15 protein-coding genes and 3 tRNA genes are annotated in these 19,347 nt (G+C 35.7%); 8 read left to right on the top strand and 10 right to left on the bottom strand.

Annotation, left to right across the window (positions count from 1 at the left end):
• Window positions 1-19 precede the first annotated feature (19 nt).
• Window positions 20-1,846: an excinuclease ABC subunit UvrC gene (uvrC, locus tag BN1226_RS08300; protein WP_044470782.1), complete on the top strand. Its 1,827-nt coding sequence runs from the start codon at window positions 20-22 to the stop codon at window positions 1,844-1,846.
• Window positions 1,847-2,023: 177 nt separating this feature from the next.
• Here the strand turns inward: uvrC and BN1226_RS08305 are convergent.
• From BN1226_RS08305 to dacB, 4 genes are all read right to left on the bottom strand, one after another.
• A tRNA-Leu gene (locus BN1226_RS08305) sits at window positions 2,024-2,110 on the bottom strand.
• 11 nt (window positions 2,111-2,121) lie between these two features.
• Window positions 2,122-2,197: transfer RNA gene (locus tag BN1226_RS08310), tRNA-Gly, on the bottom strand.
• Window positions 2,198-2,377: 180 nt separating this feature from the next.
• A complete protein-coding gene (pgsA, locus tag BN1226_RS08315) occupies window positions 2,378-2,935 on the bottom strand; it encodes a CDP-diacylglycerol--glycerol-3-phosphate 3-phosphatidyltransferase (RefSeq protein WP_044470783.1) in 558 nt (185 codons plus the stop codon).
• A 159-nt stretch (window positions 2,936-3,094) separates the two neighbouring features.
• The gene (gene dacB / locus BN1226_RS08320) at window positions 3,095-4,522 is read right to left on the bottom strand and encodes a serine-type D-Ala-D-Ala carboxypeptidase (RefSeq protein ID WP_044470784.1); all 1,428 of its coding nucleotides are present in this window, start codon (window positions 4,520-4,522) and stop codon (window positions 3,095-3,097) included.
• A 169-nt stretch (window positions 4,523-4,691) separates the two neighbouring features.
• Between dacB and greA the strand changes: the two genes are divergently transcribed.
• Complete coding sequence (gene greA, locus BN1226_RS08325; RefSeq protein ID WP_005761214.1) at window positions 4,692-5,168, top strand: transcription elongation factor GreA; 477 nt, start codon at window positions 4,692-4,694, stop codon at window positions 5,166-5,168.
• Between the two features lie 68 nt (window positions 5,169-5,236).
• Here the strand turns inward: greA and yhbY are convergent, their stop codons facing one another.
• Complete coding sequence (yhbY, locus tag BN1226_RS08330; protein ID WP_077065005.1) at window positions 5,237-5,539, bottom strand: ribosome assembly RNA-binding protein YhbY; 303 nt, start codon at window positions 5,537-5,539, stop codon at window positions 5,237-5,239.
• Window positions 5,540-5,657: 118 nt separating this feature from the next.
• Between yhbY and rlmE the strand changes: the two genes are divergently transcribed.
• The 4 genes from rlmE (at window position 5,658) to glmM (ending at window position 10,633) form a co-directional block, all read left to right on the top strand.
• Window positions 5,658-6,284 (top strand): 23S rRNA (uridine(2552)-2'-O)-methyltransferase RlmE, encoded by a 627-nt coding sequence (gene rlmE / locus BN1226_RS08335; RefSeq protein WP_044470785.1) that lies wholly within the window; start codon window positions 5,658-5,660, stop codon window positions 6,282-6,284.
• Between the two features lie 143 nt (window positions 6,285-6,427).
• Complete coding sequence (gene ftsH, locus BN1226_RS08340) at window positions 6,428-8,335, top strand: ATP-dependent zinc metalloprotease FtsH (protein WP_044470786.1); 1,908 nt, start codon at window positions 6,428-6,430, stop codon at window positions 8,333-8,335.
• 115 nt (window positions 8,336-8,450) lie between these two features.
• Complete coding sequence (gene folP, locus BN1226_RS08345; RefSeq protein ID WP_044470787.1) at window positions 8,451-9,278, top strand: dihydropteroate synthase; 828 nt, start codon at window positions 8,451-8,453, stop codon at window positions 9,276-9,278.
• A gap of 20 nt (window positions 9,279-9,298) precedes the next feature.
• Window positions 9,299-10,633 (top strand): phosphoglucosamine mutase, encoded by a 1,335-nt coding sequence (gene glmM, locus BN1226_RS08350; RefSeq protein ID WP_044470788.1) that lies wholly within the window; start codon window positions 9,299-9,301, stop codon window positions 10,631-10,633.
• Between the two features lie 139 nt (window positions 10,634-10,772).
• Here glmM and BN1226_RS08355 read toward each other — a convergent pair.
• Both BN1226_RS08355 and sixA read right to left on the bottom strand, forming a co-directional pair.
• Window positions 10,773-10,849: transfer RNA gene (locus BN1226_RS08355), tRNA-Val, on the bottom strand.
• Between the two features lie 86 nt (window positions 10,850-10,935).
• Window positions 10,936-11,403: a phosphohistidine phosphatase SixA gene (gene sixA / locus BN1226_RS08360; protein ID WP_044470789.1), complete on the bottom strand. Its 468-nt coding sequence runs from the start codon at window positions 11,401-11,403 to the stop codon at window positions 10,936-10,938.
• Window positions 11,404-11,609: 206 nt separating this feature from the next.
• Between sixA and pyk the strand changes: the two genes are divergently transcribed.
• Entirely contained in the window at window positions 11,610-13,049 is a 1,440-nt protein-coding gene (gene pyk, locus BN1226_RS08365) for a pyruvate kinase (RefSeq protein WP_040596463.1), read from the top strand.
• 144 nt (window positions 13,050-13,193) lie between these two features.
• On the opposite strand, the gene BN1226_RS08370 is transcribed toward pyk, so the two are convergent.
• Window positions 13,194-14,591 (bottom strand): MATE family efflux transporter, encoded by a 1,398-nt coding sequence (locus BN1226_RS08370; RefSeq protein WP_044470790.1) that lies wholly within the window; start codon window positions 14,589-14,591, stop codon window positions 13,194-13,196.
• A gap of 78 nt (window positions 14,592-14,669) precedes the next feature.
• On the opposite strand from BN1226_RS08370, the gene BN1226_RS08375 reads away from it, so the two are divergent.
• The gene (locus tag BN1226_RS08375) at window positions 14,670-15,281 is read left to right on the top strand and encodes a riboflavin synthase (protein WP_044470791.1); all 612 of its coding nucleotides are present in this window, start codon (window positions 14,670-14,672) and stop codon (window positions 15,279-15,281) included.
• Window positions 15,282-15,337: 56 nt separating this feature from the next.
• On the opposite strand, the gene mrcB is transcribed toward BN1226_RS08375, so the two are convergent.
• Together mrcB and BN1226_RS08385 are read right to left on the bottom strand one after the other, a co-directional pair.
• Window positions 15,338-17,749, bottom strand: a complete 2,412-nt coding sequence (gene mrcB, locus BN1226_RS08380; protein ID WP_044470792.1) for a penicillin-binding protein 1B — start codon at window positions 17,747-17,749, stop codon at window positions 15,338-15,340.
• 162 nt (window positions 17,750-17,911) lie between these two features.
• Window positions 17,912-19,276: an L-serine ammonia-lyase gene (locus tag BN1226_RS08385; RefSeq protein ID WP_044470793.1), complete on the bottom strand. Its 1,365-nt coding sequence runs from the start codon at window positions 19,274-19,276 to the stop codon at window positions 17,912-17,914.
• Window positions 19,277-19,347: the final 71 nt, after the last annotated feature.

Genomic DNA, 19,347 nt, shown 5'->3' on the forward strand with positions numbered 1-19,347 from the left:
ATTTTTAGAATATAAAGTAATGTTTGATTTCAAAACATTTTTAGCAAATGTAACTCATGATCCTGGTGTATACCGTATGTTTGATAACAAAGATACGGTCATTTATGTGGGAAAAGCGAAGGATCTTAAAAAACGTTTATCTAGCTATTTTAGAGCCAATCTAAGTAGTAAAAAAACAGAAGCATTGGTAGCCTCTATCCATCATATAGAAACCACCATAACGACTTCTGAAACAGAAGCGCTATTGCTTGAACATAATTATATTAAAACTTTTCAACCTCGTTATAACGTACTATTGCGAGATGATAAGTCCTATCCTTATATTTTATTAACCAAAGAACAACATCCTCGTATTACTTCTCATCGTGGTAGTAAAAAAGTGCAAGGAGAGTATTTTGGACCTTATCCTCATGCAGGTGCGGTGCGAGAAACTTTATCCTTATTGCAAAAACTATTTCCTATTCGTCAATGTGAAAATTCTGTTTATCGAAATCGATCACGCCCTTGCTTGCAATATCAGATTGGACGCTGCCTTGCACCTTGTGTAGAAGGTTATACGACTGATCAAGAATATAATCAACAAGTTAATTATGCACGTTTATTTTTACAAGGTAAGGATCAACAAGTATTGGATCACCTGATTAGTAAAATGGAAACAGCGAGTCAAGAGTTAAACTTTGAAGAGGCTGCTCAATATCGTGATCAAATTCAAGCGGTACGTTCTGTGATTGAAAAACAATTTGTTTCTAATGAACGCTTAGATGACATGGATATTATTTCTATTGCCTATAAATTGGGCATTGCATGTGTGCATGTGTTGTTTATTCGTCAAGGTAAAATTTTGGGTAATCGCAGTTACTTTCCGAAAGTGCCGGCCAATACAGCATTAAATGAATTAACGGAAACTTTCGTAGGGCAATTTTATTTACAAGGACATCAAGGTAGAACTATTCCTAATAGTATTATTGTGGATCATAAACTTGCAGAGAAAATAGAATTAGAAGAGTTATTGTCTGATCAAGCAGGTCGAAAAGTCTCTATTCAAGATACGACGAAAGGTAGCAAGAGTAAATATTTGTATTTAGCACAAATGAATGCACAAGCTGCTTTAGCATTGCAGTTAAAGCAATCTTCTCTTATTCATGAGCGTTATGAAGAACTACAACAGCTACTCAATATTGGCAAAATTCATCGTATGGAATGTTTTGATATTAGCCATACAATGGGTGAGCAAACGATAGCTTCTTGTGTAGTTTTCAATGAAGAGGGACCTCTAAAATCCGATTATCGTCGTTTTAATATTGAAGGTATTACGGGGGGGGATGACTATGCAGCGATGGAACAAGCACTCAAAAAACGCTATGACCGTGATTTAGAATCTGAAAAAATTCCAGATATTATATTTATTGATGGGGGAAAAGGTCAGCTAAATCGTGCTTTAAAAGTCTTTAGTGAACTGAACGTGAAATGGGATAAAAATCGACCGCACTTAATTGGAGTCGCTAAAGGTGTAGATCGAAAAGCTGGTTTAGAAACCTTAATTATCAGTAAACAAGAGCGTGAAATTAACTTGCCTGCTGATAGTCTAGCTTTGCACTTGATTCAGCACATTCGTGATGAAAGTCATCATCATGCTATTACAGGTCATCGTAAAAAACGTCAAAAAGCATTTACTCAAAGTGGCTTGGAAACTATTGAAGGGATTGGTGCAAAACGTCGCCAAGCATTATTAAAATATCTAGGGGGAATGCAAGGTGTTAAAAATGCCACGCTAGATGAAATTGCTTCTGTGCCAGGTATCTCAGAATCTCTAGCTGAGAAAATTTATGAGGCATTACGCCATTAAAAGTGCGGTCTGATTAGAAAAAATTTTCACGATAAAAGTATACTCAAATTCAGTCTATTTTATTTAAAATATAAATGTTAATTGCTTATTGCGGTTTAGCGTTGAAAGAGTAAAAATTTAGATATAAAAAAAGCCGCATTAAGCGACTATATTTTTGAATTTATTGCTTTTTTAAAATGGTGCCCGGGGACGGACTTGAACCGTCACGCTTCGGAAAGCGAGGGATTTTAAATCCCTTGTGTCTACCGATTCCACCACCCGGGCAGATTTTAAATTGGAGCGGGAAACGAGGCTCGAACTCGCGACCCCAACCTTGGCAAGGTTGTGCTCTACCAACTGAGCTATTCCCGCATTGATTTAAATAACAACGTATCGTTAATCAACGAGAGTGAATTTTACGGATTTCTGAGGGGATGTCAAACGGTATTTATCAGTTTTTACTAAATTTAATATTGTTTGAGTAAAAATGAAGCAACTTGAATTAAGTTATTTATTTAAAACAATTAATTTGTTTTGATAAATTAAATTAATTTAGAAATTGACATCATCAAGTAAATGGCCTTTGGCTGCTTTTAAATATTGCATCATTGACCATGCAGTTAAAATCATTGCAATATAAAGTAAAACAATACCTAATATTTCCATCCAAGGTTGGGCTCGCCACAATAATCCGCCTAAAGCAAGCATTTGAGATGTTGTTTTAATTTTACCTAAATGAGATACAGCAACAGTAGTACGGCTACCAATTTCAGCCATCCATTCACGTAAAGCAGAAATAATAATTTCTCGTGCAATCATGACAATGGCAGGGATTGTAATCCAAAAGGCATGATAATATTCCACAATTAGAACTAAAGCGGTTGCCACGATAACTTTATCGGCTACAGGATCAAGAAACGCACCAAAACGAGTAGTTTGCTTCCATTTTCGAGCTAAATATCCATCTAACCAATCGGTTACTGAAGCAATAAAAAAGATGATTGTTGCTAAGAATGGTGCCCATGTAAATGGCAGATAGAAAGCAATAATCAGGAAGGGGATCAATGCAACTCTGAATAATGTTAGAAATGTTGGAAAATTTAATTTCATAGTTTTATAAGCATGATAGAGTAAGCGATGACATCATTCTAAAACATATTTTGGAGTTTGAAAAATGGAATTTTGAATATTTAGATAGATTTACAAAAGAAAGCCCTTAATCTATTTATTGCTTTTTGATTAAGGGCTTAAGAGTTTAATTGTAATAAATTATTCTACATAAATAGCATTATAGAGTTTACTTTCAAATTGTACTAATGGAGCACGCTTAGTTTTGTTTTCTAATTCACCTGTAGAATAGCCATTAATAAACTGTACAAATGCTACTTTTTCACCTCTTGCATTTGTCATAAAGCCCGCTAGATTATAAACACCTTTAAGAGAACCTGTTTTGGCTAAAATATTTTTTACTAATGGAGGATTAATAAGTGATCCACGACCACTAATCGTGCCATCGACTCCAGCAATAGGGAATGTTTCCATTAGATGTAAAGTATTTTCGTTTTCAGCAATATAATGCAATGCTTGAAGCATTGTGTTCGGATCAATTAAATTATGTCTAGAAAGACCAGAGCCATCAGCTATGATCGTATGACCAAACTTAATTTTAGCTTGTGAACTTAAAATCCGTTTTATTGCCAATGTGCCTAGTTGAAAAGAGGCTGGACGATTAAAAGTTTTATAGGCAATTGTCCGAAATAGAGCATCTGCAATTTGATTATCTGATTTTTTCATCATTTTTTTTAGTAAATCAGGTAAGGGATTCGATAAGTGTTGTGCTAACATTGTTCCCGTTTGCGGTTGGTGAGGCTGTTGAATTTTGCCATTAAATTCAATTCCAACTTGTTTTAATTGGCGTTGAATAATTGCAGCAGCATAGGCATCTGTGTCTTGTACGGCAAAACTTAATCCAAAGGGCTGAGTTTGGCGAGTAATACAGCCTTTAATTTGATAGCGATTATTATCATGAACCACAGCATCTAATTGGCAGTAAGGTGCTTCATCTAAGCCAACAACTCGTACTTGCCCAAAAACTTGAATTGGATATTGAGTTGGAACATTAAATTGTGCGAGTTCACCAACAGCTTTATTAGCATCAATATTTACTGAAAAACAGTTGCTATCCAAATTAACTGCGGCTGGAGGCGAATTGAAACACATGGTTAAATCATTCCAAATCCAACCAGAACCGCGGTCATGGCTAGCAAATACAGAAGTATCTAAAATTAAATTTCCAGTAATTTTATTTATGCCTTGTTTTTTAAGCTGAGCAAATAGTTGATAGAGCTGACCTGTTGTGAGATCAGGATCTCCTGTAAATTTTGCGATTAGATCGCCTTCTAATTGATTATTTTGAATTTTACCCGTAGTTTGCAAGCTAGTTTCAAATTGAAATTGGTCACCAAGTGCTAATTTTGCCGCTAATGCGGTAAATACCTTTTGTGTACTAGCGGGTAACATAAAAGTTGAGCCATTATAATTGGCGATAATTTTATTTTGGTTGATATTTTCAGCCATAAATCCGAGGCTGGCGCCTGGTGGAAGTTCTTGACTGATTGATTGAATATCAACTTGAGCAAAAGCAGAACTAGCAAAAAAGAGGCTAGTTATAAGAAATTTTCGAGTGAATTTTGGCATATTAATACAGATAAAATTGCGTTATTGTTGCTATTTTTTTTTAGACGAACAATAATAGAACTCGAATAACATTGAGTAAATGATTTTTTCTCATAAATAGCAAATTTTTAATTTAACTACAATATTGCTTAACAATATTGTGGTTTTGTTTTACTAAAAAAGGATAACTATGAATCAAATCCCAATGACTGTGCGTGGTGCAGATTTATTAAAGCAAGAGTTAGATTTTTTAAAAAATACGCGTCGTCCTGAGATTATTAAAGCTATTGCCGAGGCTCGTGAGCATGGCGATTTAAAAGAAAATGCAGAATATCATGCTGCTCGTGAGCAGCAAGGTTTTTGTGAGGGACGTATTCAAGAAATTGAAAGTAAATTATCAAATTGCCAGATTATTGATATCACTAAAATTCCTAATAATGGCAAAGTGATTTTCGGTGCGACAGTAGTATTAGTGAATACGGAGACTGATGAAGAAGTTACTTACCAAATTGTCGGAGATGATGAAGCGGATATTAAGTCAGGGCTAATTTCAGTGAATTCACCTATTGCTCGAGGGCTAATTGGCAAGGAAGTGGATGATACGGTGAATATAGCCGTACCAAGTGGTACCGTGGAATTTGATATTGTAGAAGTGAATTATCTTTAATTTTTGAATTAAATTTAATCAATAAAAACTGGCACCAATTGAGGTGCCAGTAACATGTATAGTATAAATTATTTTTTAGGAAGAATAATTTTATTATTCTCACTTTGACGATAAAGTATCAGTACATGGCCGATAAGTTGCACGGTGGTAGATTGAGTTTCTCGCACAATGGCATCAACGATCAATTGTTTTGTGTCACGATCAGAGCCTGAAATTTTTACTTTAATTAATTCATGATGAGCTAATGCATTGTCAATTTCAGCCAATACACCTTCGGTTAAACCATTGCCCCCGAGCATAACAACTGGATTTAAATGATGAGCAAGGCTCTTAAGAAATTGTTTTTGTTTAGTTGATAATGTAATTGACATATTTAATCCTAAAATAATAAAAAAGTGCGGTAGAAAAATGAAAAATTTCTAATTTAAGCACTTGAACTTATGAATTTTAACCTTATATTCAAGAAACACCAAAAGATTTATAAAAATTATGGGAAAAAAACGTTCGGCAAGTTCAAGCCGTTGGTTAAATGAACATTTTAAAGATCCTTTCGTACAAAAAGCACATAAGCAGAAATTACGTTCTCGTGCTTATTTTAAATTAGACGAAATTCAGCAAACTGATCGTCTATTTAAACATGGCATGACCGTGGTGGATCTTGGTGCTGCGCCAGGAGGATGGTCGCAATATGTGGTCACCCAAATTGGAGATAAAGGAAGGGTAATTGCCTGTGATATTTTAGATATGGATCCAATTGTTGGTGTAGATTTTTTACAAGGTGATTTCCGTGATGAAAATGTACTTGCCGCATTGCTAGAGCGTGTTGGTGATGAACAAGTGGATGTCGTGATGTCAGATATGGCGCCTAATTTCAGTGGTACACCTTCTGTGGATATTCCAAGAGCAATGTATCTTGTGGAATTAGCTTTAGATATGTGTAAGCAAGTTTTAGCACAAAAGGGAAGTTTTGTAGTCAAAGTTTTCCAAGGAGAAGGCTTTGATGAATATTTAAAAGAGATTCGTTCTTTATTTACTACGGTAAAAGTACGTAAGCCAGAAGCTTCTCGAGATCGTTCTCGTGAAGTCTATATTGTGGCAACTGGTTATCGCGGTTAACTATGATAGCCATTAATTTAAACTATTTTAGATTTTTTAAGTCTGACTATTTTACTAATAGTTTTATGTAATTATAAAATTATAGTAAGCTACATACTAATACTAATTTATTAACGAGAAAACGAGGTCGAACCTTGAACGATATGGTCAAAAACATAATACTTTGGGTTGTTATTGCAGTTGTCATGATGACGGCATACCAAGGTTTTAGTTCTAGTGCAAATGGCAATGCTACAGATTATACTACTTTCGTAACGGATGTCGGTAACAATCAAGTGGCACAAGCACGTTTTGAAGATTCTGAAATTATTGTCACTAAGACAGATGGTACGAAATACTCAACCGTAATGCCTCTTTACGATGATAAAATTTTAAATGATCTTTTAAATAAGAAAGTCAAAGTAGAAGGCACTATGCCAGAAAAAAGAGGTTTATTATCACAGATCTTAATTTCTTGGTTTCCAATGCTCTTTTTAATTGGTGTATGGATATTTTTCATGCGTCAAATGCAAGGCGGTGGTGGCAAGGCAATGAGCTTTGGTAAAAGCCGAGCTAAAATGCTGACAAAAGAACAAATTAAAACCACATTTGCAGATGTCGCAGGTTGTGATGAAGCGAAGGAAGAAGTGGGCGAAATTGTTGATTTCTTACGTGATCCTAGTAAGTTTCAAAAATTAGGCGGTAAAATTCCTAAAGGTATTTTAATGGTTGGGCCTCCAGGAACAGGGAAAACTTTAATTGCTAAAGCTATTGCTGGCGAAGCAAAAGTACCATTTTTTAGTATCTCAGGTTCTGACTTTGTTGAAATGTTTGTTGGGGTTGGTGCATCTCGTGTGCGTGATATGTTTGAACAAGCTAAGAAAAATGCCCCATGCTTAATTTTTATTGATGAAATTGATGCAGTAGGTCGTCAACGTGGTGCAGGTCTTGGTGGTGGTCATGATGAGCGTGAACAAACTTTGAACCAAATGCTTGTTGAAATGGATGGTTTCGAAGGTAATGAAGGTGTGATTGTAATTGCCGCAACTAACCGTCCTGATGTATTAGACCCTGCACTGACTCGACCTGGACGTTTCGACCGCCAAGTTGTTGTTGGGCTACCAGATGTACGAGGTCGAGAACAAATTCTAAAAGTGCATATGCGTAAGGTGCCTATTGCTTCTGATGTTGATGCTATGACATTAGCTCGTGGGACACCTGGTTATTCTGGTGCTGATTTAGCCAATTTAGTCAATGAAGCTGCATTATTTGCAGCTCGTACCAACAAACGAGTTGTTACAATGCTTGAGTTTGAAAAGGCGAAAGATAAGATTAATATGGGACCTGAACGTCGTACAATGATTATGACGGATAAACAAAAAGAGTCTACAGCTTATCATGAGGCAGGACATGCGATTGTCGGTTATTTAGTGCCAGAACATGATCCTGTACATAAAGTGACTATTATCCCTCGTGGTCGAGCACTCGGTGTTACTTTCTTCTTACCAGAAGGCGATCAAATTAGCGTTAGTCAGAAACAGTTAGAAAGTAAATTATCTACTCTCTATGCTGGACGTTTAGCTGAAGATTTAATTTATGGTGAAGAAAATATATCTACAGGGGCATCAAATGATATTAAAGTAGCAACTAATATTGCACGTAATATGGTGACCCAATGGGGATTCTCAGATAAATTAGGTCCGATTCTATACACTGAAGATGATGGCGAAGTTTTCTTAGGACGTTCAATGGCTAAAGCACAACATATGTCCGATGAAACTGCTCATATTATTGATGAAGAAGTTCGTGAAATTGTATCTCGTAACTATGGTCGTGCAAGACAGATATTAATAGATAATATGGATATTTTACATGCAATGAAAGATGCATTAGTAAAATATGAAACCATTGAAGAAACGCAGATTAAACAATTAATGAATCGTGAACCCGTTACACCTCCTTCAGGTTGGGAAGATCATTCAGCTACTAATTCATCAACGAAGAGTGAAAATTCTTCTGAAGAAAATAAATTTGAAGAAACGCAAACTTCAGATAATTCTTCTGTACAATAAGTATGTGTCAACGAAGCCTTTTTAGTGAATAACTAAAAAGGCTTTTTTATTTTTATTTATATTTTGATTATAATAAACAGACTTTTTATGGCCTACTTATTGGAATCATTTATTCATGAAACTTTATGCAAATAATAAAGTATTAGATTTATCCACTCCCCAAATTATGGGTATATTGAATTTTACCCCAGATTCATTTTCTGATAGTGGAAAGTTTTATCAATTAGATAAGGCTATGGAACAGACGGAAAAAATGCTAAAAGCGGGAGCTTCTATTATTGATGTGGGTGGTGAATCAACCAGACCGAATGCCGAGGAAGTTAGCTTAGAACAAGAGTTAGAGCGTGTTGTTCCTGTAGTAGAAGCTATTGCTCAGAGATTTGATTGTTGGATATCTGTGGATACCTCTAAACCACAGGTTATGAAAGAAAGTGCAAAAGTAGGAATGGATATGATTAATGATATTCGTGCGTTACAAGAACCTCATGCACTTGAAGTGGCAGTCGAATTAGGATTGCCTACCTGCATTATGCACATGCAGGGGCAGCCAAGAACAATGCAACAAAATCCTCAATATGATGATGTGGTCACTGAGGTATTAAATTTTTTACAAAATCGTACCGCAGTTTGTCTACAGGCAGGCATGAAATCAGAAAATATCATTTGGGATATGGGATTTGGATTTGGAAAATCAGTCCAACACAATTATAAACTACTACAACAACTTGCTCGTTTTGCGGTTCATGGATATCCCGTGCTGGCAGGACTTTCACGGAAGTCTATGCTTGGTGCGATATTAAACAAAACAGTTACAGAACGTACAGTAGGTAGTGCAACAGCAGCATTAATTTCTGCAATGAATGGTGCAACAATTTTGCGTGTTCACGATGTAGATGAAACTGCTGATGCATTGAAAATTTGGCAAGCAACATTACAAGCCTAGAATTAAATAAGGAATGATAAATGGCAGAACGTAAATATTTTGGTACTGATGGTGTTCGAGGAAAAGTAGGTACTTTTCCTATTACACCAGATTTTGCATTAAAACTTGGTTGGGCAGCAGGTAAAGTGCTTGCTTCACAAGGTTCTCGACAAGTATTAATTGGTAAAGACACTCGTATTTCGGGTTATATGTTGGAATCAGCACTTGAAGCGGGACTTGCAGCAGCAGGGTTATCGGCAGCCTTTATTGGTCCAATGCCAACCCCAGCAGTTGCCTATTTAACTCGAACTTTCCGTGCAGAAGCTGGCATCGTTATTTCTGCTTCACACAATCCTTATTATGATAATGGTATTAAGTTTTTTTCTGCTCAGGGCACAAAATTACCAGATGAAGTAGAAGAAGCTATAGAGGCGATGTTAGAGCAGCCTATTGATTGTGTTGAGTCTGCTGAGTTAGGTCGAGCAAGTCGTATTAATGATGCAGCAGGGCGTTATATTGAATTTTGTAAAGGGACATTCCCGACACATCTAAGCTTATCTGGATATAAAATTGTCGTAGATTGTGCAAATGGTGCAACTTACCAAATTGCACCTAATGTCATGCGTGAATTAGGGGCAGAAGTCATTGAGATTGGAACTTCTCCAAATGGAATGAATATTAACGATAAATGTGGTGCAACAGATGTAAGTGCATTAAGAGCTAAAGTACTAGAAACTAAAGCTGATTTAGGACTTGCATATGATGGTGATGGTGACCGTATTATGATGATTGATCATTTAGGTCATACTGTTGATGGCGATCAAATTTTATTTATTATTGCTCGTGAAGCGTTACGTGCTGGGAAATTAAAAGGCGGTGTTGTTGGTACATTGATGAGTAATATGAGTTTAGAATTATCACTGAAGACCTTAGGTATCCCATTCATTCGTGCCAATGTGGGAGATCGATATGTTCTAGAAAAAATGCAAGAAAATAATTGGACATTAGGCGGCGAAAATTCTGGTCATATTATCATTGCTGAAAAAAATACTACAGGGGATGGTATCATTGCTTCTTTAGCTGTATTAACAGCGATGGCAACCCATAAGTTATCATTGAATGAATTAGCTAGTGCAGTAAAATTATTCCCACAAGTTTTAATAAATGTTCGTTTTAGTGGTGGTAAAAACCCATTGGAAAGTGAAGCTGTAAAAACCGTTGCGGCAAGTGTTGAAAAGCGTTTAGCTGGAATAGGTCGGATTTTATTACGTAAATCAGGAACAGAGCCTCTAATTCGTGTTATGGTAGAATGTTCTGATGGTAATTTGGCTCAGCAGTATGCAGAGGAAATTGCAGAAGTAGTAAAGAATAATTAATTCTTTCCACTGATTACCTAAAGCCGAAAATTTATTTCGGCTTTAGTTTTATAAGAAAGTGCGGTTAATTTTAAAAAAATTTTCTAGTGAGAATAGTGATTTTTATAAAAAATCCCAAGTTGTATAACTTGGGATGAAATGGTGCGACTAGCTGGACTCGAACCAGTGACCCCCACCATGTCAAGGTGGTGCTCTAACCAACTGAGCTATAGTCGCAAATTGGTTCTAATAATATAGATTTTTAGAAGTGACGACAAGGTATTTTTTATCTTTTATATGAGGTTGCGTGTTTTTTAAACGAATTATTTGTCCGCATATTTAATTTGTTCAATGATGCCTATTTCTGTGTCCCATTCAATTTGAGCAATAGTCGATGTCTGGTAATTAATGGGATTTTTTTGGCAAAGCTCAGTAACAATTTCCCCAACTAATGGTAAGTGAGAAATAATGAGTAAAGATTCAATTGAGTGTTGTTCATATAAAGCGAGTAAATAATCAGAAACGATTTCTGCATCACCATAAGGTGTAATACCATCCCAAATTTCAGTTTTATTTGCCAGCTGCCCTTCATAAATTTTATCAATTTGCTCTAAGGTTTGTAGTGCTCGACTATATGGGCTAACAATCACGTAATCAAGCGTTGGAAAATTATCTTTTAACCATTGACCTTGTTGTAAGGATTGTTGGCGACCTTTCTCTGTTAATTCTCGAGCTTTATCTGATTTGGCTAGCATTTCAGCTTCACCATGACGCATTACAAAAATTTTCATGTTTGCTCCTTAAAGAAATAGGCTCTTATCTAATAAGATTTCGTAAAAAAAGTCAAAGAAAAATTTATTACTTTGTAAGCTCGCTTTAAATTGAAATTCAGCGTATAATATCCGCCAGTTTTTTCTCTGTGGCTAATTTTTATAGCTAAATCGGAGTAAAAAGATTATTTTAAAATCAAACGGTATAAATATTTACGGAGTAATTAATGTCCAGAAAATTAAGAAGAACCAAAATCGTATGTACAATGGGTCCTGCAACAGATAAAGGCAATAACCTAGAAAAAATTATTGCAGCAGGCGCTAATGTTGTGCGTATGAATTTTTCTCATGGTTCTCCAGAAGATCATATTCAACGTGCTGAAAAAGTGCGTGAAATTGCTAAAAAATTAGGCAAGCATGTAGCAATTTTAGGTGATTTACAAGGTCCAAAAATCCGTGTTTCTACTTTTAAAGAAGGCAAAATTTTCTTAAGTATCGGCGATAAATTTATTTTAGATGCAGATCTACCTAAAGGCGAAGGTAATCAAGACGCAGTAGGTTTAGATTATAAAAAATTACCACAAGACGTTGTTCCTGGCGATATCCTATTATTAGATGATGGACGTGTACAATTAAAAGTATTATCGGCTGAAGGCGCTAAAGTTTTCACTGAAGTAACTGTAGGTGGACCTTTATCTAATAATAAAGGAATCAATAAGTTAGGCGGTGGTTTATCAGCTGATGCATTAACTGAAAAAGATAAAGCAGATATTATTACTGCTGCACGTATTGGTGTTGACTATTTAGCTGTCTCATTCCCACGTTCAAGTGCAGATTTAAACTATGCTCGACAATTAGCTCGTGATGCAGGCTTAAAAGCACAAATCGTTGCTAAAGTAGAACGTGCAGAAACTGTTCAAACACCAGAAGCGATGGATGATATTATTTTAGCCTCTGATGTTATTATGGTTGCTCGTGGTGACTTAGGTGTTGAAATCGGTGATGCAGAATTGGTTGGTGTTCAGAAGAAATTGATCCGTCGTTCACGTCAATTAAATCGTGTTGTGATTACAGCTACACAAATGATGGAATCTATGATTAGTAATCCAATGCCAACTCGTGCAGAAGTTATGGATGTTGCTAACGCCGTTTTAGATGGTACTGATGCAGTAATGCTTTCTGCTGAAACCGCTGCTGGACAATATCCTTCTGAAACAGTTGCTGCCATGGCAAAAGTTGCATTAGGTGCTGAAAGAATGCCAAGTATTAATGTTTCTCGTCACCGTATGGATGTTAAATTCCAAACGATTGAAGAATCTGTTGCTTTATCTGCAATGTATTCAGCTAACCATATGGAAGGGGTTGCCGCTATTATTGCGTTAACTAGTACTGGTAGTACAGCTCGTTTAATGTCTCGTATTAGTTCTGGATTACCAATTTTTGCCTTATCACGTAATGAATCAACATTAAATGCATGTGCCTTATATCGTGGTGTAACACCAGTACGTTTTGATGGTCAGACACGTAATTCACAAGGTGCTAAAGATGCAATTAATCTTTTAAAAGAAAAAGGTTACTTAATTGCTGGCGATTTAGTGCTTCTTACTCAAGGCGATCCATTAAATGGTGGTGCAACTAATACCTGCCGTACATTAGTTGTTGAGTAATCATTAATATTATTTAAATAGAAAGCGATGCATTATTTAATGCATCGCTTTTTTTGTGTAAACCATAGAATATCTTGCACAATAAAGTGCGGTATAAAATAAAAAAATTAAATCGTTATCAAAGAGACATTTACTTATATTGAATTATTTCAGTTTTTCTAGATGAGTTAGCAAATTTTCATCTGATTGAGATTGAATTTTGTGCATTCGATAATATAACAGAATGGCGGCTATAGTTAGACTTACAACAAAGGCTATCCAAAATCCCATTGGGCCGATATGGGTTATTATCAAATCTGTGCGAGCTAATGCATAGCCAATAGGCATTCCAACTCCCCAATAGCAGAATAATGTAATGTATAAAATTGCTTTAGTATCTTTATAGCCTCTTAGTGCTCCACCTATGACCGCTTGTACCGCATCTGAAAATTGATATAAGGCATTGAGTAATAATAAAGATGCGGCTAAGGCAATGACTTCATGATCTTTAACGAAAATGCCAGCAATTTCATAACGCAGTATAACAGTAATAAAAGCGGTAATAGTTGCAGTTGCTAACCCTACAAAAAGAGCAACATAACTAATATGTTTAGCTTTTAATGGCGATTTTTCACCGAGACTTTGTCCAACAAGAATGGTTGTCGCTATACCAAGAGACATGGGTAACATAAAAATAAAAGAACTTGTATTGAGTGCAATTTGATGGCTTGCAACTGCATTTGTACCTAAAGGTGATAGGAGTAATGATGTTAAAGCAAAAAGCGCCACTTCACTGCATAAGGCTATAGCAATGGGTAAGCCAAGTTTGAGAAGTTTTTTTAAAGTTATTACATTAGGTTTTTCAATAATTTTCTCAAATATTTTAAGATCTCGTTGATTTTGTGCAGACTTGCTATAACCGATCATCATTATACACATTACCCAATTAACAATGGCTGTAGCAATTCCACAACCAACGGCTCCAAAAGCTGGTAATCCTAATTTTCCATAGATAAAAATATAGTTAAGAGGAATATTTAATAATAAGCCAAAGAAGGTAATGATCATTGCGGGTTTAGTTTTTGCTAGACCATCATTCAAACAACGAAAGTTTACGAGTAATAAATAAGCAGGTAGGCCAAATAACATTGCATGTAAATATTCGATAGTAATTTTTGCTAAGTGCTTTTCCATACCCATGCGATTAATAATAATATCACTATGATAAATTAATAATGCAAGAGGAATAATAGATAATGCAATAATCCAAATCCCTTGGCGGACTTGGTGAGCGATACGATAGCGTTGATTTGAGCCATTTAAATAAGAAATTGTTGGCGGTAATGCTAATAATAAGCCTTGTCCAAATAACACTAATGGCATCCAAATAGAAGCGCCGATTGAAATGGCTGCCATATCCGCAGCGCTCACACGGCCTGACATAATCGTATCCACTAGCCCCATAGAGTTTTGTGCAATTTGTGCGAACAAAATTGGAAGAGATAGTTTAATTAATGTGTTTGCTTCTTGCTTATATTCTTGCCAGTGGGTAATTTTTTGCATAAAAATGGGTAATTATAATTTATAATAGTAAAAATGATTTTATAGATATTGAAATTTACACATTTATCGGAGAGAAATATGTTTACAGGAATTGTACAGGGTACTGCTCAAATCCAATCTATTGTATCAAAAAAAGATTTTAGAACACAGACAATTAAAATGCCACAGGAATTATTAGATGGATTAGAAATTGGTGCATCTGTAGCAAATAATGGGGTTTGTTTAACGGTTACTTCTATTGAAGATGATTTAGTCAGTTTTGATTTAATGATGGAAACATTAAATATCACTAATCTTGGGCAATTAAAAGCTGGAGACTTTGTTAATATTGAACGAGCTATGAAAATGGGCACTGAAATTGGAGGACATATTCTTTCAGGTCATGTGTATTGTATGGCTGAGGTGGTAGAAAAGGTTTCTTCTGAGAATAATTTAAGATTGTGGTTTAAATTATTAAATACCGAAGCGATGAAATATATTTTAACTAAAGGTTTTATTGCTATAGATGGTATTAGTTTAACCGTTGTCGAAGTAGAGCAGAATACTTTTTGTGTTAATTTAATTCCAGAAACGATCCAACGTACTTTGATAGGTGAACGAATAGTGGGTTCAAAAGTAAATATTGAAGTTGATTCTCAAACACAAGCTATTGTAGACACGGTTGAAAGATATTTAGCAGTCAGAATTTAATTATTAAAATGATAAAAGTGCGGTCTATTTATTAAAAATATACCGCACTTTTTCATCTACTCCGCAGGTTTTGCTTCTTCAACTGTGGCACCTTGATCACTATGCTTAATAGATGGATTTTCTTGTTGTGGTATAGAAGGCACCAAAGATAAACCCGACGGTTGAGCATCTACGATTGGCGCAGGTTTAGGTGAATAATTACAGAAGTTTTGATCTTTATTTATCCAAACTGGAATGGTTTTTGTTGGAGTATAGCAATCCCAACTTCCATAGCTATTAATGCCAACAAATTTGATAGATTTAGGCTTATCCAGTCTTAAACTAGTAATTGGAGTACGTTTCAAATAATCTTTATAAACATATAACGCACCACTTGAACCTGTTAAATCTGTTTCACCATTATCATCACGTCCAACCCAAACAGTCACTAAATGTTTGCCATCAATTCCAACATACCATGTATCTCTTGCATCATTAGTTGTTCCTGTTTTACCTGCAAGATGATATTGAGGGAAATCATTCATTAAGCTACGAGCAGTCCCTCTGTCTACAACTTCTTGCATAGCATAGAGAGTTTGATAAGCTGCTTCGGCAGGGACAACTTGTTCTGGTTGTGTTGAATGTTGATATAAAATCTCTCCTTGACGATCAGTAATGCTATCTATAGTTGTTAATTGAATTTTTCCACCATTATTCGCAATAGTTTGAAATAATCTCGTAACATCATAAGGTGATACTTGTAAAGAACCTAATAACATTGAAGGAACTTTAGGAATGTTTACCTTATCCCATCCCATGGCTTTTTGAGTTTCTATAACTTTGCTTAATCCCGTTTTCATTCCTAGATTTACGGTAGGTATATTTAAAGAACGAGACAATGCATCAATTACCATCACAGAACCACTGAACTTTTTATCATAGTTACGAGGTGACCAAGGTTGGCTTCCTTTGATTGTGATAGTAATAGGATGATTATTTAATGGCGTATTAAGACGGAATTTTTCGGGATCAGATAAAGCCGCCAAATAAACAGAAGGTTTTACTAATGAACCAATTTGGCGTTTTGCCATAGAGGCACGGTTAAACCCTGCATATTGAATTTGTGTCCCTCCTACCAGCGCTCGAATTTCACCATGCTTGTAATCAGCTACGATCATCGCAGATTCTAATGCAGGATTTTTGGTTTTAAGTTGTAGTTCAGAAGTCGCATTAACTACCGCTTGTTCCGCATAGCTTTGTTGTTTCGGATCAAGAGTGGTAAAAATACGTGCTCCCATCAGTTTTGATTCACGATCTTCACCGAAGGTATCCCGTAGCTCTGTTTGTAAAGTCTGAATAAAAGCAGGGTAATTACGAGCAATTTTACCTTTTTCTTGAACATTTAGAGGACGTTTAATTAGCATTTCATAAAGTTCATTACCAATAACTTTATGATCTAATAATAATTTTAATACTACATTGCGACGTTCTAACGCATAAGTGGGATTACGCCATGGATTATAAAGAGAAGGACCTTTTACCATGCCGACTAATAATGCAATTTGATCAAGGCTTGCTTCCCTTATTGGTAGCCCGAAATAGAAATGACTGGCTAATTCAAAACCATGAATTTGTGTATCACCATTTTGACCTAAATAGATTTCATTTAAATAGGTTTCTAAAATGGTATTTTTATCATAGCGAAGATCCAATAGCACAGCCATTAGTGCTTCATTGATTTTACGAGAAATAGAACGCTTGTTACTAAGAAATAAATTTTTCACTAGTTGCTGAGTTAATGTACTTCCCCCTTGTACAGTATGACCTGCACGAATATTTGTGATCATGGCACGAGCTATTCCAAGTGGGCTAATTCCTTCGTGTTCATAAAAATTTCTATCTTCTGTCAAGAGGAGTGCATCAATAAGTAAACGAGGGTAGTTTTGTAATGGGATAGCAAGACGTTCTTCATTTTCAGACTGAAGCATCCCAATTAATCTTGGAGCAATCTTGAATTCATCAATTGCTTTTAAATTAATGAGATCCTCAATGACATCAAGCTTATTGTCCACAAAACGTAAACGGAAGACTCGTTGAGCTTCAGGTTGTTCAGGAAAGGGAAAGGCACGACGAATAAGTACCATGGTATTGTCTTCAATTTTGAAATCACCAGGTGCCGCAACCATCGTGGTTTGGCGGTAATCATTTTCTAATAAGGTTTGTTTGATTTTTTCTAAAGAGAAATGATCTTCTAAGCGTATTTTTTCGATACGGCTATAGACTTCAGCGGGCAAACGCCAAATTTGTCCATCCATTTTAGAACGAATTTGTCCATCTAAATAAATGCCATAAGCGGTAATTAGACAAGCAGCAGTAAATCCAACTTTTGCGATAAAAAGTGTAAAACGTTTTTTTCTACTTTTTTTTACATCTTCTTGCTCAATATCATCTTGCTGTGCTAAATCATCTTGATCTTGTTCTTTTGACATTATTTATTGACCTAATTCTCATAAAATCACAGAAGAAATTCTATCATAGAATTTGTAAAGAACCTTAAAAATATATGTAAATTAACGAAAAAGTAACCGCACTTTGAGTAGGATATCGCTCAAAGTGCGGTTCATTCTGGAAAAATTTTATGCGCTAGGAAATTAGCTACATACTATTTTAATTGCTAAGCCACCTTGTGAGGTTTCACGATATTTTGCATTCATATCCTTACCAGTTTCATACATAGTTTCGATGACTTTATCTAGGCTTACACGAGGGTTTGTACTACGACGCACAGCCATGCGAGCCGCATTAATTGCTTTTACTGAGGCAATTGCATTACGCTCAATGCAAGGCACTTGTACTTGACCTCCGACAGGATCACAAGTTAATCCTAAATTATGTTCCATTGCAATTTCAGCCGCAATACAGACCTGTTCTGGAGTACCACCAAGAATTTCAGTTAATCCAGCAGCTGCCATGGAACAAGCAACACCAACTTCGCCTTGACAACCTACTTCCGCTCCAGAGATTGATGCATTCATTTTATAAAGCGAACCAATAAAACTACAAGTTAATAAATAACGTTGAACGGTTTCAGGAGTTAAAGGTGAAATAAATTTTTCATAATAAGACAATACCGCAGGAACAATGCCACAGGCACCATTGGTTGGTGCTGTAACAACTCGTCCTCCTGCAGCATTTTCTTCATTCACCGCCAGTGCATACATATTAATCCAATCTATTACTTGCATTGGATCATTATTTAAATTGCTATTCGCTTGCAATAAACGGTGTAAAGCTGGTGCTCTGCGAGAGACTTTTAAAGGCCCTGGTAATAGACCTTCTGTTTTCAAGCCATGAGCAATACAATCTTGCATGGTTTGCCATACCCAGGCTAAATGATGTTCAAGATCTTCTTGACTATGTAATGCAATTTCATTTTTGTAGATAACTGTAGAAATTGGTAAGCCAGAATCATTACAATGTTGAAGAATATCTGCAGCATTTTTATAAGGATAAGGAATGCTTATACTTTCTTCTTGAACTTCACCAAAATGTGCTTCATCAACAATAAAACCACCACCAATTGAATAATAGGTTTGGTTATAAATGGCGGTATCTCCATTAAACGCAGTTAATGTCATACCATTCTCATGTAAAGAAAGAAAAGTATTATGGAAAACCATATCTTTATCAAAATCAAATTCAACTAAAGCTTTTCCCTCTGCGATAGGTAAATGTGCTGTTTGTTTTACTTGAGAGATAAAATCTGGAATATTATCAATATCCACATTATGAGGAAGATAACCAGCTAACCCCATAATAATCGCAATATCAGTACTATGACCTCGTCCCGTCATAGAAAGTGAACCATACACATCTGCACGAATATGGGTTGTTTTTTCTAGATTTCCCTGTGCAATTAAATCGTCGATAAATTGTTTACCTGCTTTCATTGGCCCAACAGTATGCGAGCTTGATGGACCAATGCCCACTTTAAACATGTCAAATACACTAATCATATTATTATTCTCATATGTATAATCCCCTTTAACTATGTTTATTAAAGGGGATTTTTATTTTTATAAGTTGA

It is taken from the genome of Mannheimia massilioguelmaensis, from assembly GCF_000940515.1.
GTDB lineage: Bacteria > Pseudomonadota > Gammaproteobacteria > Enterobacterales > Pasteurellaceae > Basfia > Basfia bettyae.